The sequence below is a fragment of the Bacillus sp. FSL K6-3431 genome (genome assembly GCF_038002605.1).
In the GTDB taxonomy this organism is placed as follows: domain Bacteria; phylum Bacillota; class Bacilli; order Bacillales; family Bacillaceae_C; genus Lederbergia.
Genome location: NZ_JBBOCT010000001.1, coordinates 454309 through 471031, shown reverse-complemented (window position 1 = coordinate 471031; position 16723 = coordinate 454309). Strand labels below are relative to the sequence as shown.

The 16723-nt window shown below is 35.6% G+C and carries 14 protein-coding genes; 2 read left to right on the top strand and 12 right to left on the bottom strand.

The window, feature by feature from the left end; all coding sequences use genetic code 11:
- Positions 1–34: 34 nt before the first annotated feature.
- From MHB53_RS02310 to MHB53_RS02295, 4 genes are all read right to left on the bottom strand, one after another.
- A complete protein-coding gene (locus MHB53_RS02310) occupies positions 35–820 on the bottom strand; it encodes an AraC family transcriptional regulator (RefSeq protein WP_340915522.1) in 786 nt (261 codons plus the stop codon).
- 629 nt (positions 821–1449) lie between these two features.
- Positions 1450–1995 carry a hypothetical protein gene (locus tag MHB53_RS02305; RefSeq protein WP_340915519.1) on the bottom strand — a complete coding sequence of 182 codons (546 nt, stop codon included), beginning with the start codon at positions 1993–1995 and terminating at the stop codon, positions 1450–1452.
- Between the two features lie 258 nt (positions 1996–2253).
- The gene (locus tag MHB53_RS02300) at positions 2254–2964 is read right to left on the bottom strand and encodes a class I SAM-dependent methyltransferase (RefSeq protein WP_340915518.1); all 711 of its coding nucleotides are present in this window, start codon (positions 2962–2964) and stop codon (positions 2254–2256) included.
- 76 nt (positions 2965–3040) lie between these two features.
- Positions 3041–3940: a GNAT family N-acetyltransferase gene (locus MHB53_RS02295; protein WP_340915516.1), complete on the bottom strand. Its 900-nt coding sequence runs from the start codon at positions 3938–3940 to the stop codon at positions 3041–3043.
- Positions 3941–4385: 445 nt separating this feature from the next.
- Here MHB53_RS02295 and MHB53_RS02290 point away from each other — a divergent pair, with 445 nt between their 5' ends.
- Positions 4386–5051 (top strand): transposase, encoded by a 666-nt coding sequence (locus MHB53_RS02290; protein WP_340915514.1) that lies wholly within the window; start codon positions 4386–4388, stop codon positions 5049–5051.
- 672 nt (positions 5052–5723) lie between these two features.
- On the opposite strand, the gene MHB53_RS02285 is transcribed toward MHB53_RS02290, so the two are convergent.
- The 4 genes from MHB53_RS02285 to MHB53_RS02270 all read right to left on the bottom strand — a co-directional run bounded on the left by MHB53_RS02285 (position 5724) and on the right by MHB53_RS02270 (position 9178).
- Positions 5724–6155, bottom strand: a complete 432-nt coding sequence (locus tag MHB53_RS02285) for a histidine phosphatase family protein (protein WP_340924417.1) — start codon at positions 6153–6155, stop codon at positions 5724–5726.
- 289 nt (positions 6156–6444) lie between these two features.
- Positions 6445–7734: a UDP-N-acetylglucosamine 1-carboxyvinyltransferase gene (gene murA / locus MHB53_RS02280; protein ID WP_340915512.1), complete on the bottom strand. Its 1290-nt coding sequence runs from the start codon at positions 7732–7734 to the stop codon at positions 6445–6447.
- A 73-nt stretch (positions 7735–7807) separates the two neighbouring features.
- Complete coding sequence (locus MHB53_RS02275; protein ID WP_340915510.1) at positions 7808–8266, bottom strand: NUDIX hydrolase; 459 nt, start codon at positions 8264–8266, stop codon at positions 7808–7810.
- 144 nt (positions 8267–8410) lie between these two features.
- Positions 8411–9178 (bottom strand): DeoR/GlpR family DNA-binding transcription regulator, encoded by a 768-nt coding sequence (locus MHB53_RS02270; protein WP_340915509.1) that lies wholly within the window; start codon positions 9176–9178, stop codon positions 8411–8413.
- Positions 9179–9632: 454 nt separating this feature from the next.
- Here MHB53_RS02270 and MHB53_RS02265 point away from each other — a divergent pair, with 454 nt between their 5' ends.
- The gene (locus MHB53_RS02265; RefSeq protein ID WP_340915507.1) at positions 9633–10481 is read left to right on the top strand and encodes a DUF2935 domain-containing protein; all 849 of its coding nucleotides are present in this window, start codon (positions 9633–9635) and stop codon (positions 10479–10481) included.
- 1185 nt (positions 10482–11666) lie between these two features.
- Here MHB53_RS02265 and MHB53_RS02260 read toward each other — a convergent pair.
- The 4 genes from MHB53_RS02260 to MHB53_RS02245 form a co-directional block, all read right to left on the bottom strand.
- Positions 11667–13493 carry an ABC transporter ATP-binding protein gene (locus MHB53_RS02260; protein ID WP_340915505.1) on the bottom strand — a complete coding sequence of 609 codons (1827 nt, stop codon included), beginning with the start codon at positions 13491–13493 and terminating at the stop codon, positions 11667–11669.
- Positions 13471–13848: an ATP-binding cassette domain-containing protein gene (locus tag MHB53_RS02255; RefSeq protein WP_340915503.1), complete on the bottom strand. Its 378-nt coding sequence runs from the start codon at positions 13846–13848 to the stop codon at positions 13471–13473. Before MHB53_RS02255 ends, MHB53_RS02260 begins: the two co-directional genes overlap by 23 nt.
- A 2-nt stretch (positions 13849–13850) precedes the next feature.
- The gene (locus MHB53_RS02250) at positions 13851–15338 is read right to left on the bottom strand and encodes an ABC transporter ATP-binding protein (protein WP_340915501.1); all 1488 of its coding nucleotides are present in this window, start codon (positions 15336–15338) and stop codon (positions 13851–13853) included.
- A 601-nt stretch (positions 15339–15939) separates the two neighbouring features.
- Positions 15940–16707: a hypothetical protein gene (locus MHB53_RS02245; protein WP_340915499.1), complete on the bottom strand. Its 768-nt coding sequence runs from the start codon at positions 16705–16707 to the stop codon at positions 15940–15942.
- Positions 16708–16723 lie beyond the last annotated feature (16 nt).

Here is a 16723-nt window from a genome sequence, read left to right as displayed (position 1 = left end):
GCAGTTAAAAATTTGTTCAAAACCGTCAAAAAACTTAGTTTGAACCGATTTGTTGCTGCTTTCTCCATTCAGAAGGGTTCAATCCTTCGTATTTTTTAAACCAGGAAGAGAAAGAGTGTACAGAAGAAAAGCCGACATTTTCTCCAATTTCCTGGAAGAACTTTTCCGAAGAACGGAGAAGCCATTTAGCCTCGGCCATTCTATATTGCTGTTGAAATTGTTTCGGTGAGATACCGTATTCTTCTTTAAAATATCTTCTAAATGTTGATTCTGACAATCCAGTTTGTTCTGCGAGGTTGTTCATCACAATATCTTGTTCAAGATGATTTCTTATAAAATCCGCCGCCTGTGAAACGGAAAATACTTTGTCTCCCATATGAGCATTTTGTAATAGATTTAATAGTAAAATTTCTATCCAATTCTTTATAAGAAGATTTTTTTCTTTTAAAAAAGGTTGAGAAATGGTCCTTAACCAGTTTTTAAATAGCGATAAATACTGATGGAGTTCATAAGGTGAAATTGAAATAATTTTGGTCCGATTCGTAGTGATTAATTGTTCGAAGAATTGTGTCGTTCCTTCGGGTAAATAATCAATCATTAAAACACCAAAACGAATAGGAGTGATTGCTTGAAAACAATGGTCGACATTCTTTCGTACTAGGACAACGCTTCCTTCTTGTATCTCTTTAGATTGATTCTCCGCAAAAAACATACCTTTGCCTTCAAATACAACTGAAATTTCTACAGCACTGTGCTGATGTTCGATTCTCCAACCAGGTTCGTGATTGGCAATGGCACTACTCGTTCTTATGTTTACCATTCGTACACCTCATATTTTAAGTTGGATCTATCAATGAAGATTATTCCATTTTAAATTTATTAAATTCTATATTATTAAAAGGATATGAACATATGTAATTTTTTTACTATATGTCTCACATGCTGCATTGTACCGTCAACCGTACAATATTCCCGATACTACTCATTCAATCCACTCATGATAAAACGATAGATACTTCGCCTTTAAATCGACTATTGGTTTTATTAAATATAGACGACTACCCATGAGTAAATCCCTCTTTTCTATTACCTTTTTTTCCTATTCTGACATACCTTACAAAACTGTATAATAAGCTTGCGTTATCCTGCTATCTTATGTAAATAGACGTTTAATAAGTATTTTCGCACCTTATTAAACGCCTAATCTTTACAAACATTGATATTTTTCAGATATTCAAAGAACCTTGATTAATATAAATCTTTTTACTGAAAAAGTCCTTCTAGTTTTTGGGTGGAGGTAGTAACATTTGAGCGTGCTCACTGTGAAATGTAATAATTCATTGTAAATAAAAATGGTCCTCAGTTAATATATTGTTACATATATCTAAATCAGGTTTTACAATAACTCCAAATTACCTATCGCCATTTTCCTAAACAGACGTTCTAGTTTTATTTCCATAGAGACATATACTTCTTTCGATACTTACTATCTTCTTCTATCTCAATCAAATCCATTGCTATATTTTTAATATCTTCTTCTTTTAATTGATCATATAATTTTCTAAGACCTTGAATCATATCAAATCGGATCAAGGTATGATGTTTCTCAGACGCACCGTTTTGAAAGCGATCTACGATATGATTAACTACCATCTCCTTTTGTTCTTTTCCTGCTAAGCCGATTTTCCATATCGATTGCAAGGTATGTCTGGCAGTAACAAATTTTGGATCACTAGTTACTTCCCATAGTGCTGGAAAGTCATTAAGTATTCTTTTTTCAGGATCACTGATTGCTAGACCACATAGGAACTGAGCGGCTCTGGATCTTCGATGATTATCTGCATCTGCTAACCATTCCTTTAATTGATCCCAAACTTCATATGCCCAGTCCACTTTCTCTTTTGTAGCGGCTATAATATTATTGAAGGCTTCGAATTGAGCATCTTTATCCTTATTTTCCAAGTTTTCAAAGAATGATTTAGTTACACTGTCCATTTGCTATTCCTTCTTTCAAATGTTGTTCTACGGCTAACTATAAAGAGCACTTTTTCATATATCTATTACCCTGTTCCGCTAGAAAAAGCACCCTTTTTTGTTGAACTTTTACGCCAGTTAGTTCTAACATCTTTATAAGTTTTTATAAAATATAGAACATTATTTCATGGTCAATTCAGGTAATGGAATCTTCATACTTTCGTCATACACGTAGAAAGCGCCCTGAGTTTTATCAATCCCTACTAGGCAAGGTGAACGTTATAGATTATTATTTCTTACTATATATGTAATAGCATTCGATTTTAATAAAATAGACCTTTGATCTCGAACAATATTATATTTTAATGGTTTGACTCTAACATCCAATAATTCCCAATCATTATATAATTTCTTTAATTTACTGATCATAGCATGTGTTGAAATGTTTATCTCCATCAAAGCATCTAATTTTTTATCGTTAGCCAAATCTATTTCTTCCACTTCAGAGTTTACAATGATACAGTTTATGCCATTATACTTTGTTCCTTCTGCCATTTGTTGAACAACTTTTTCAAATATTAGTTCTGATTGAACATGTTCTAGACTGGAAACCGCGACAATCAAATCGAAGTACTTAGGCTTTATATCGTAGTTTCCAATATCAGCTTTTTCTGCTTGGATTACTTCTTTTACATTAAATTTTTCACTGTATTTGATTAATTTTTGTAAAGCCGAGTCCAATAAATCAACACAGATGACTTTACCGCCTTTTTCTTTTACTGCTTCAGCTAACGGGATACTATTTCTCCCTACTCCAGAACCTAAATCAAGGATTTTAAGATTGTCTTTTCCCATAAACAACGGAATTAAATCTATTACCGTTTTCACAGGCTTATGTAGCCACGACCCCTCCTCAAATAGTTTGTAATTCTCATAACAAGAGTCATGATATTTCTTTTCTTCTTTTCTGATTAATTCGATTCTGTTCATTAATATCCCTCGCTCACTTCATTCATTAATCTACTGTAAATGTCGAATATCCCGTATAGCGAGCCTTTATTTTCTATCAATTAGGAATACCTAATGATAAAGGAATAATAACCGCATTACAGGACTTTTCATAAAATTCAAGGGGTCCAGCTTCTCCTATAATTGTATACTCATAGCCCTTTCCTTTCATATCATATAAACAATAATGAAGCAAAGCGTAGCCAATTCCTTGAAGACGATTGGAAAGTGATGTACCCATAGGTCCAAATAAGCCTTTTTTTCTTCTGACTACATCAAAGCAAGCAAATCCTACAATCATTCCATTAGCGATAGCTATATAAATGGGGATATTTTCTTCCTGAAATCCATTTTTAATAGCATCGACCCATCTATTTCCAAATTCTTTTTCTACAAAAAGCAATAGTGAAATTGCATCACTTATTTCTGCTTTTCTATAAATCACTTCATTTGTAGTGATCTCCGGAAAAGAGTAATTCTTCATTGCGACTGCCATATCCCTTGGTGAAGATATGACTTCAAGCAGTCGTGTTACATTCAGACCTTTTAATAGTGAATCTGTCATAGGATCTTTTATATCAAAAATTGCTTTGATTAATAATCCTTCATTGATATAAACCTGTCTGAATTGTGTCATTCGCTTATTGGCATTTTCTAACACTTTGATAATTGTCAAAGAAACATTCGAGCTAAACGGATGACATTGAATGCCTTGTACTTCACTATTGAAATGTATTTTTTCGATTCTCTCCATTAAAATACCAACAAGATGTGGATAATTAAAGTATAGTTCTGCGCATACCCCTGTTTTCTCCAGTAATGATCCTAGTAATAAATGAACTGGATAGACAATTGAGCTCGTTTTTTCCGCTTCTAATTCTGCTAATTTAATTATTCTTAAAGTGCGTTTGGAAAATTTCACATTAACCAAATCAATTTCCGATTCAGGCACATTCATACATTTCCTCCTCCTATCCTTTAAATAGACTATCGGCATTCACCAAGTCGGATGGTACAAGGTTTTCTTGTGCCATCTTTTTATGTCTCCTCCTACTTTTAATAGGGGGATAGTTTATTTTTTATTAGTAGAATTGCCCATTCTGTAATGAACGAGATAAATAATCTAAATACAACGTAAGAGCCTGCCGCCGTTGATTTCCGTTCCAGGCGGACGCGTTCCGGGGGGCGTGCGGTGAGTCTCCTCGGTCGCTTCGCGCCCTGCGGGGTCTCACCTGTCACGCTGAATCCCCCAGGAGTCGCCGCCTTCCACTCCAATCAACTGAGATATTCTTTTGCTCATGGTAAGGCGACTGATATCGACTCAGGGTGGGACAGCTCACGGGAAAAGTACTTCAATGGATATCACCTTTACATGATATCCACCAGCGACAGTCGATTTATCGTTGTATCCAAGACTTCAACCTGCTTCGAGGCATGATTCTGTCAGTCTTGCTGCCAGAGCTCTTGAATTTTCGCAACGTACTACCTTGGGCACAATTGGCAAAATGCTCTTGGATGCTGCACACGATGCCGAACCTATTTACGAGTTGCTAGATCACTATCAGATCGAGCCTTTCATCGATTTAAATGTCCGAACCAAGAAAAACTTTAGCACAGAAAGTGATATCCAAATCTCTCCCGAAGGGATCCCCATTTGCCCCACTGGCTTGAAAGTGAAATCAAATGGATTCGACAAATCTCAAAACAGGCAAAAATGGCGGTGTCCGCTGGCTATTGGTACAAAAAACATTTGTGAAAATCCTTGTTCTACAGCCAAGTACGGAAGAACGTTTTATACGTTTAGGAAGGATAACCTTAGACTCTTTACCAAGACGCCCAGAGAAACTGATAAATGGAAGCTCATTTATAACCGGCGAACATCTGTAGAACGTTCCAACAAGCGTGAAAAGATCGATTATCACTTGGAATCCGGACGGCATCGGTCTACAAAAATGTGGTACATAAGGACATATGCCATCATGATGTGCCAACACATTGACGCTTGGTATGCTCATAAAAGAGTTGAACTATCGTTCTTTAACGGTCATATTTTCTCTTCAATGGCTTAATCTTTTTTAAAGGCTCTTTCTAAGAGATTGTTGCTTTTAAAACAAAATCTGTTGAAGGTTGATTGGAGCGAAAGTGCGAGACTCCTGGTCGGCTAAAGACGGCCACGTCCTGTGGCCAATGCCCGACACTAGGACATCCTGTCCGTCGCGGGATCAGCGGGACAGGTGAGACCCCACAGGCGTTTACGCCGAGGAGGCTCACCGCCCGCCTCGCGGAAAGCAAGCAACTGTAGCGGAAATCAACCACGCACTACCTTGGTAAAGCAACAATGTTTGCAAAACAGCCTTTTTAAAAAATAAATATGTGACGCTTCTTTGGCATGTCTCTTTTTGAAAAAATCTTGAAAACGAATACCAAATATTCAATAAGCTTAATTCCCAGTCTATTTAATGTTTGGTAATACTTCGATATCTATAATAGATAATCCTTTATAATCTTGTTCCAACCTAATCTATCTAAGACCATCTTGAGTCAGTAAATGCCTGCTGCGGTAATATTAAAATGATTTGATAATCCTTATTTGCATACTAAGGAGTTGCAAATAAATCTCGTATCGGTTTCTTTACCAACTACACCGACCGTGCGTTAAAAGGTCAACCATATATTTCTGGATGACCATTTTTAAATAGTGGCCAAGGAAATGGAAAATTTCATCCATTGTACTCCCATAATCACATTACATTATTAAGATTCTTTTCAAAAAAGCTTAACTTGTATATATCTGGTTTAGTCGTGCTTTTCCAAAAAGCATATCCATATTGTTGATCAAAATAATTCATTATTATTGTCATAATATTTCCATGAGTGCCGATAACGATGTTTTTTCCTTTATATTCATTTAATAGATGTTTCATAACTGGAATTGCTCGTTCTTGAGCCTGCCTCGTAGTTTCTTCACCTGGTAAACAATAATCTTTGTCATCAAAGGATTTTTTTATAACTTGTAATATTTTTTCTTCTGGGAGTCTATCTTTTATTGATCTTTCCTTTAGTTCCTCAAAAAGTTGAATTTCTAAATTTCTATCGTTAGCAATTTCCTCAATGGTTTGAATTGCTCTGTAGTATGGACTTGAAATGATTACATCCACTTCTTCTTGTCTTATTATGCCCGTAATTTTTTTACGTCTCGTTTTCCTTGTTCTGATAATTTCCTTGTTCTATCCTGCCCCGAAAACAAATGGAGATTTTGCATGCCTAATCATATAAATTGTAGTTTCTATCTTTACATCCCCCTTTGTCGAAGTATTAAGAATTATTATAGCACTCTTCAACTACTATTTTTTTCCTTAATAACTTTACTTCAAAATTAACGCCTACTAAAATTGTTTGGTTAACAAAACAATTTAGTTCCTGAATAAGTGGTATTACCCAAGGACTTTATACAGAATAATATTACTCGTACCTAATAGATGCACCTAGACTAAGTAATTTTTTTACTAAGTTCCCATGTCCACGATGTAAATGTTCTAACCCGTATACAAAAGTACTTCCTGTAGCAGCTAATCCAGCACAAATAAGACTGCTTGTGGCACGGAGGTCTTTCCCTGTAACTGTAGAACCTTTCAAGATTTCTCCACCTAGAATATGAATAGAACGCCCTTTCACTTGAATGTTTGCCCCCATTCTAAGCAGTTCAGGAATATGGTTAAATCTATCGTTATAAACAGAATCGGTAATGATAGATTCACCTTTACATTGTGTTGCCATACTAGTAAGAAGAGGCTGCAAATCACTAGATACGCTTGGAAATGACCCAGTAGTAACATTAAAAGGAAGTAGGGCATCTGTTTTCTTTATACAAATAGAATCATTGCCAATCATAGATAATTCCAACCCTATATTGCGGCATAAATTAAGTAGTGGTTGATTATGACCAGGAATAAACCCTTTAATGGTGCCCGATCCATTTGTCATCGCCATTGCGGTAAGTAGTGTTCCTGCTTCAATACGGTCTGGAATGACTTTATGCATTACACCAATTAACTTTTGAACACCTTCCACTGTTAATCTATTGGTCCCAGAACCATTTATTTTTGCTCCCATCTTATTTAGCATGTTAATCAAATCGAAAATCTCTGGTTCCATTGCAGCATTTTCTATTACAGTTACTCCCTCGGCTAAGGTAGCCGAAATTAATGCCGTTATTGTTGCTCCAAAACTTGGATAACGAAACGTTATACGACCACCAGTTAACGGTAGCTTTTTTGCTTTAGCATAAATAACACCATCATCTATGGATATATCAACCCCAAATGCATTTAAGGCATCAATGTGAAAATCAATGGGACGATTTCCACCGATTTTATCTCCTCCCGGAAGAGCCACTTTAGCTTCACCTAATGTTGTAACTAGAACGCCTAAGAAAAGAATAGATTGGCGTAATGGAGCAGCTAAATGCTGTGGGATATGTTCCGATTTAATAGTATTGCTTTCAATCCGGAGAATAGTATTTTCCAGATTGTTCAATACACCTATCTTATCCATAATACTTGTCATAGCATGTACATCCGATATAGCGGGAACATTTTCTAAGGTTGTGACACCATCTGTTGCTAAACATGCGGCAGCAATCAAAGGAAGTACCGCATTTTTTGCCCCATCTACATCAACAGTTCCTTGCAATGGGAACCTACCATTCACTTTGATCTTTGTTTTTGTTTGATTTTCCAATTGGGACTTCATAGGAATCTCCTCCCTCCTTTTAATGAAAAAAATGCTTTCATGAAAATCACAACTCTAATAAGTTGTCTATTTATCATTCTAGTCTTTCCAATAAATTAAATGGGTCTACTTCCCAAGCCTCATAAGGAGAGAGGGATTGTTTTCTCATTGCATCTAAGGTACGAGATTTCATATGGGGGCGGACAAGATATGTATCTATGTTTGACTCATTCAATTCTACAAAACAGGCTTCTTTAATTTCTTCAGGTTGGATCTTAATCTCCCCACTAACATATTCCGCATAAAAAACGATGCTTACAATTCCTTTGGTCGTGTTGGAATAAACGCCCGTAACTCCTATTGGTTTGATGATAATACCTGTTTCTTCTAAAAATTCTCTCCTTACTGCTTCATCTAGAGACTCTCCTTCCTCCACTTGTCCTCCCGGAAGTTCCCATGTATCCGAACGCCAATGCGTTTTGACTAATAAAACCTCATTTTTTCTGTTAGTTACATATGCTGAAACAGCAACGATATGTTTAGGTGTACTCATACAAAACATCTCCTCATTAATGTATTTGATCGTGATATTCCATCCACCAGTGATTCGTAACCGCTTTCATTTTCGGTAAGATAATAACGACTCCATTCATTAGGAGCCATTATTATCTCGTTCTTCGTCAGTGCTTCTTTAGTATTATTCACTTTTCGCTATAATAACATCAACGCCTTGTGCTCTAATATTTTCTATTTTTTCCTTTGTGGTTTCTTCATCAGTAATAATTACATCTAACTTATTAATAGGGTACATACTGCTAAACGAATCAATACCAAACTTAAAATGTTCGATAAGAGTTACAATTTTTTTTGAGTTATTAAAAACATTTTTGTGGAAAATAGCGACTTCAGGAGTAGCTGTACTCAATCCTTTTGATGATAATCCCCCTGCTGTTGCGAAACATAAATCAATTGTGAATTGGCTTGCAAATTCAGTTGCTAAAGCATCAGTAATATTTCCAGAGCTTTTTACTTTTCCTCCAATTAAATATGTTTGCACATTTTTCATTGTACGCAGGTTGTAAGCTATCTCAACCGAATTTGTAATTACGCTGAATCTAATATTTTTAGGAAGATATTTTAGCATAACGTAATGGATTGTCGCACCACCAATAAAAACGGTGTGCCCCTCCTTAATATAGTTGATTGCAAGTTTTGCAATCGCATTTTGATAAATACTTCCCTCACCGTACCTTGTTGAAGGAGGTTGAGCAAATGTTCTCACATTTTGAATAGGTATAGCTCCTCCATGTGTTCTTTTTAATAAGCCTTGTTCTTCCATGATAGATAAATCACGTCTTATTGAGTCAATGGATAGACCGTATTCTTCAGCTAAATCTTTAGCTAAGATTCGTTCTTCTTTCTCCAACTTTTCTAATATCTTTTCGCGTCGTTCTTCAGAAAACATGCTACCGCCTCCCATCTTTTTTCAAAAGATATTCCATAGCTACATATTAATCGTACTCTATCTTTTTCGATATCATCTCTCGTCGTTCCTAGGAAATCCTGTCAATACCTTGCTTGTTACAATTTTTCATGTTCACCTTTCTTCTTTAGCATTATATGCTTATTATTTCAGTTTAGTTCAGGTTTGTCTATACTTATCTTCTATTTTCTTAACGTTTATGCCGTTTTATTCAAGTTTTTTCGTTGCACTAGTACGTTTATTTTACCAATACTTTTTTGAATATATGTTTTTCTTTAAGGTCTCGAACTCAGTTTTGTTTATTGGTTCTCTTTTAGTTCACACGATGGCAGCAACTTCTATTACTTCCTTTCTCCCCTAAGATAAATTGTTTGGCATGAAGACAAGTTATCTTTGAATACTTTGATATACAGGTTATTTTAGGGGGGATTAAGTTATGAATTGGAATGACCCGTCACCAGATTCTAATATTCGTATAACACCTATTGCGTTTGTAACACGTTCTCTAGATGAAATTCGTTTCTGGTCAAGGATAATGAAAGAACATTCGCTATTCCTTAGATTAGGGTTTAGATGTGAAGATACACAATTAATAAATGAAGCCAATCAGTTTTACCATTTGTTTGAAAATATAGAACAACGATCTCATACTTTGACAACTCAAACTGATCCTGAACAAATGAGAAGATTCAATACGGAAGTTCAACTAGCTGCGACCAATATATTCGCCTTTAAGCGAAAAGTATTAGGATTAATACTCGCTTGTAAATTGCCCGGTGCAAATAATTTCCCCCTTTTAGTTGACCATATAAGTCGGGAAGCCAATTATTTTAGAAAACGATTAATTGAATTAAATGAAGGAAAATTGAAACCCCTAGCTGATGCAATTATCAAAGAGAATGTTTTCTTTTTAAGAATCATGGCCGATCATGCAAAATTTATAGGACACCTCCTTGATCCATCAGAAAGAAAACTTGTCGATATTGCCCGCAACTTTAGCAATGATTTTGATGAATTGCTTTTTCAAGCTAGAGATTTAGAGGGAATGAAACCACAATCTCAGACAGCTCCTCTTCTGGATCAATTCCTTGATCAGAATCGTGTGTCTGTAGTCTCTCTCCGAGACTTTAAGAAAACCGCACGAGATTTGATCGAGGAATGTAAGATAAAAAGTATCATCCACCCTTTATTAGCAGACCATGTATTCCGTGAAGCAGAGCATTTCCTTGAAATTATAGATATGTTTGAAGTGCATCTTACTGAAAATAAGCCTCAACCTAGATGAGCACTGGCTGATCTTACTACTTACAGATTTAGTCATATAAAATGCCTCTAGCGCTGCATAAATATAGACATAATTTACAAATAACTACCCTTTACTAATTTTCCAAACAATCAAATCCTCAAGAAAAGGCTGCATTGTGGCCAAATGGATAAACTATACAATTTTTAAAGTATGACAACTATAGTAGCTTATTTATGAGATAGTTTGCTCCTCGAACCGAGATATAATCGGGCTTCTAAACGGCTGACTTTAACTAGCGGCATATTTACGGGAAGAGCTAACAGGGATTGTAGATATTCACCAATGGGGTGTACAACAAGAGTCTTTATGAACATCTGAGATGAGCATGAGCCTAAGAATGTTGCTACTGCTTTAACAAAGGTGCTTGAGATGGTAATAACTACCGAACATGTTCGAGCTGTTTCTGCGATCGTGAATGGAAATTATAAAAATCACTCCCTATTTGGATTAAGTGATAATCCATGCCGCGCTTAGGTTAAACAATCTCTAGCGAAGGATAAAAATCACTTGAAGAAGGCCATCAAGTTTTAAATGATAGTTACAACTGAAAAGTTATAGATGAGATTTTCCCATCTATAACTTTTTGAGAAATACTATGAAGTTTCTAACCAAAACTGAGAATATACCTCATTAAATTAGGATAAAGTAGCTTTTTTTATATAGGATCATGAATGAATCAATTGCACATATCGAACCCTTAGAACCTCAAGGGTTTTGAGACGAACAATGTTCGTTATCGTACTGGGAAACGAGCCAAAGTTCGATTTAGTAACCTTAGTTTATATTGCTTCAAAATTAGCCACAGATCGTATCCGTGCTATGTTCAATCAACAACAGGTTGCTTAAACCTTAAATTTTAAAAAAAAAATCAAATTCTGAAGGTCTGTGTTTCTTTAGAATAAAGAATTATGAAATCGATTTATATATTTAAAAATAGGTTTATAACAATTCGTAAGATTGAAGATCATAATTAAGGTGACGATCTTTTTGCCAAGATACGATGTACAGTAATTTAGATGGTGGCTGAAAGGCTGCCCTGTGGGACGAACGAAGCCTATGTTTTCATTCTCCCACATACAGTCCAACCACCTTTGAATACTTAGCGTATTTCATAATTATTTAATTTTTTTGGGATCTTGATAAATACTCCTGCTCTCATCAATTCTACGCATACCATTGCGATTGCAGGCGATACATCTCCGCATAATGGCCATTTTCATTCATTAATTGTTCATGAGTTCCTTGTTCAGCTATACCGCCATTGTTCAAGACAATAATGCGGTCTGCAAGCTTACATATTCCTAAGCGATGAGAGATGAATATTGTCGTTTTGTCTTGAGCAATTTCCTGGAATTGCTTATAAATATCCACTTCCGCTTGTGGATCCAAAGCAGCTGTTGGTTCATCCAATATAAGGAGTTCTGCGTCACGGACATATGCCCGTGCAATTGCAATTTTTTGCCATTGTCCTTGTGAAAGCTCCTCCCCATCAAATTCTTTGCCAAGAAATGTGTCATAGCCTACAGCTAATTGTTTAATCATTTCATCTGCTCCAGAAGATTTTGCTGCTCTCGATATTTGATCGTAATCATCTATTTTTTCAATTTGACCAATCGCAATATTATCCTTCACGGTTAGATGGTATTTATGGAAGTCTTGAAAAATCGCTGTACACTTTCTCCTCCATGTTGATAAGTTGGCATTCTTCAAATCTATCCCTTCCACAGTTATCCTTCCATCCGTTGGCTTATATAAACCTAAAAGTAGCTTTATAAGCGTGGTTTTTCCTGATCCATTATTTCCAACAAGGGCAATTCGTTCACCCGGTTTGATCTGCATATTAATATCGGCAAATACAGGCTTGCTAGTACCTGGATAAGTAAAGCTCATTTCTTCACACCGCATCCCTTCTTTTAATCGTGTTTCAGGTAAAAGGATTCCATTCTCCTTTTCCTCAGGTAAATCAATATAATCAAAAAAGTCCTTAATATACCTAAGGTCATTATCAATAAGCGCTAGGTCCCATAATAGGTTCGTTAATTCTTGTTGAAATTGAAGAACTGCTCTTATAAAAGCTGCATATTGACCAACGGAAAGTAACCCGAATGTAGCGAGATAAACGATACCTGCTAAAACAATCGCAAATGTCATTGTATTTCCGTTAGAACTTATCAATTCCAAACGGCTTTCCCTTCGCGCTATTGTTAGTCTTTCTTTCCTCAACTTATCGTTAAGCTCATTCCAATTTCCTCTTAAATGGTCGCCTAACGCAAATAAGCGAATCTCCCGTGCAGCTTCACGGGCAGTCATTAATCGCTCTAAATAATTTAATTTCCGCATCTCCGTCGTTTGTTTTCTATCAAGGATATACTGTTCTATAAATAATCTCACTTGAACTAAAGTAAATATGACACTTCCAATCAGTAATACTAGGGAGACACTCCAATGGATAAACGTCAAATAGATGAGTAATGAAATCAGAGTGATGGCGCTCGCAATCGATTGAAACATAAAAGCGATCGTAGAAAAAAGTCTCGACTCTAATCCATTATTGGCACGCTGTAATTGATCATATAACTTTGGATCCTCAAATTGCGCCAATGATAATCGATGCGTCTTATGGATAATTAACTTTTGGATATTAGCCTTTATTCGCTCTTGAATATGATCCCTAATCATTCCTCCATAAATATTAGCCCCACTATTTAATAGGAGAGCAAGGATAAGCATCATCATCCACATAATAATTTCTAATGGAATTCGATCAGAAGCGTAATTTCCTAAATAAGTGATCGAATTTACTAATTGCTGTAAAGCAAAAATGGATAGTAACGGTACTAAACCAGTACCTATTGTAATTACCATAATCATTATCATTTCTTTTGGTGCGATAGTCGAAATTAACCTTAATAATCTCAGCATGTATATCCATCTATAATATAAAGACTTAAGTTTATCTGTTTTTTTATTATACCCTTCCGAATGCTCCATCCTTTTCCTCCTCCCTGTGTTGATACCACTCCGCCTGTAAGTGATACATAGCTGAATAATGTCCGTTTTTAAGAACTAATTCATCATGACTTCCTATTTCCATGAGCTGGCCAGACTGAAGTAATATAATTTTATCCGCCAGTCTTGCTGATCCTAAACGATGCGAAATTAACATTGTTGTTTTTCCTTCAGATACTCGGCTGAATTGCTTATATACCTCATATTCTGATTGAGCATCTAAGGCAGCAGTAGGCTCATCTAATACCAAAATTTGAGCGTCTCGAAAATAAGCTCTAGCTATTGCCACCTTTTGCCACTCACCACCTGATAAATCCTTAGAATTTTCGTACTCCATACCTAAAAGCGTCTCATAACCATATGAAAACTGACTGAGAACATCATTATTCCACTTAGTGAGGCTGATTGTTTAAGCTTTAGCTCATCATCTTGGACGCCTATATTTCCAAAAGTAATATTGTCTTTCGCACTTAACTGGTACTTAACAAAGTTTTGAAAAACGGCCGCCGCCTTTGCTCTCCATGACACTAAATTAATTTCTTTTAGATCAATTCCATCAATTAAAATTCTTCCTTTAGTAGGTTGATATAACCCAAGTAACAATAAAGCTAACGTACTTTTCCCCGCTCCATTCTCTCCTACAACGGCGATTCTTTCCCCAGCTGCAATATGCAAATCAATATTTTCTAGAGATGGCCTCGAACTGCCTGGATAGGAAAAACTAACATTTTCAAAAACAATTCCATGCTTAATATCTTTAGGTGATTGGAAACCTCTAGCGGCCTCCTCTATCCCTGACTTTAAAAATTTCGGTACATATTGAAACCTAAAGTAAAAATCCGAAAGCGCTTCACCATAACCCCCTACTTGGGAAATGGCTTGTTCAAATCGATTCAACATATACAAAGAAGCTACAAGTACCCCAACTGAAATTGTGCCTTTTACTCCAGCGTAAACAGTTCCAACGATGATTATCGATAATAAGACGATCAATATGATTTCGCCTTTTACTCTTAATGAGGCGACTCTTTTACGAACTTTATACAATTCATCGATTAACTGGTCACTTAGATTTTTCCATTTTTTCAGGAAATATGGTCCAAGCCCAAATAAGCGCAGTTCTGCCGCTGTATTCCGTGATGTAGATAAACTTACCCAATAATTAAGATGCCGTTTTAAAGGAGATTGCCGATAATTGACTTGAACAAATTCTTTACTTGCTTTAATATCTAAAAAAATTAAAGGTATAGACCCAGCAATTAGTAATATCGCAAAGAGTATGCCACTTTTGGAAATAGCAGCAATAATAACGATTAGTTCAACTATACTTCCAATGAGAAAACCAACGCTTTCTAAAGCCGTCGTGAATCGGTGATTGATGGACTGCTGTGCATTTTCTAGCTGATTATAGTATTCCTCTGTTTCAAATGACCGCAGATCCAATTTAAGTGATTTCTTAAAAATATTGTCCTTTACAATACTGGTGGCTCTCTCCTCTAATTGCTTGGAAATATACGGTTGGAACGCTTGAAAACTATGTTTTATCAACATAGCGCCGATAAAGAGTAACACCCATGGCAGTAATATTTTTATTGTCATCGCAAAATTACTATTGCTTGGGTCATGTTCTATTAATTTATTGATTAATGTCGTAATAGCCCATAATTCAGCAACGAGGGTTAACCCACCACCTAAACTTAAGATTAATAGAATAATCGTTAATGGTTTAGATGCTTGCCAAAGAATACTTTTAAAATATCCCAACACTTCAAATATATTTTTTACAGGGATATATATTTCTTCAAACTTACGAAAGACCGACTGCAATGATGGATTTCCCCCTTAATAAAAAAAACTACTGACGTTTTTTCCTTTTTCTCTTCTTTTTGTTTTCATCCTGAAGGATTTGACCATACTTCTTCCCTTTTTTCTTTTCAACTGTCCCAATATTTCCTAACATTTTCAAGGATAGATCAGCAGCTTCTTTTTGCATTTTGTTATAACTATTTAGTCGTTCATGTTGAAGTATTCCTTGTTGAATGTATATAAGGGAATACCTCTAAAAGAACATCTACTACTTTTCTGTAGAAAGCGCTATCATTATAGATGAAGAGTTCTATCTAGGTATATTATATAGCCCACGTTCCCTAACCTGTAGCGAATATTTCCATATGAAATTTTCCATAATACCCACACTCCTCAAAAAATCGCATTTTCTTCCAATCTCTAAAATATGATTAAAACCACGAACTAAGACCATATTCTACCATAATTTCTTAATAATAGTACATAGAAACAAGCAATCATAGAACAAAAGATTTTCGGGCAATTAAAAAACACCTTAAACGTGTAAAGGTGTTTTTGGTTCTGCTAAATTAAATCAATTAAAAAAACCAGTCAGCATGATTAAGCCCGATTCCGAAGAGAACTAATATTGTCCTAGGACACCTCTGGTTTTGGCAATGTTTTCACAGCGGTTATAGATGAAAATACCTAAAGCTAATAGAACGATGGTTTGTATTAACGCAATGAACATAGAACCAGACGATAAATAAATAATTGAGGTTCCATTTTCCATAACTTCTCTTAGAAGTCTCCATAAAATATTAAACGGTAATAACTGTGTAAATCTAGAGACATCTGGGGGTATCACAATACATGCGATAAAAAACATATTAATTAATTGAGCTAATGAACCAACTTGCTTGTGTATTAAGCTCAATCCGCCCATCATATAACCAATTCCATATGCTTGAATGATTATAGCAATGATTAACGGAGTAATAGAAAGCAGGTCAATATGTAACCAATTACCCGTCGTAAGCATGAGTAGAAAAAGGAAAGGAATATTAAAAACGAACATAGTCATTAATCCCCCCAATGTAAAACCAATGGAAATCCACTTAAATCCCTGCGGGGAAAGATAAAGATGCTCAAGCGTTCCCATCGTAATATTACCACCAATGATGCCGCTTATACTGGCGTAGGAAGAGATCACGAGCGAGAATACCCAATAACCGACAATAATGCTTTCGGTTGATGCTCCTAAGTTTGATACTTGAGCGATACCTTGAATGCCGAAAAATAGCAGTAAAAAAATAACATATTCACTCAATAATAAAAAAACTTCATCTAACCAATAGCGTTTGATTTGAATAAATTGATATTCAATTAAACCTCGTAACGTATGAATCATCATCTCAACCTCAACT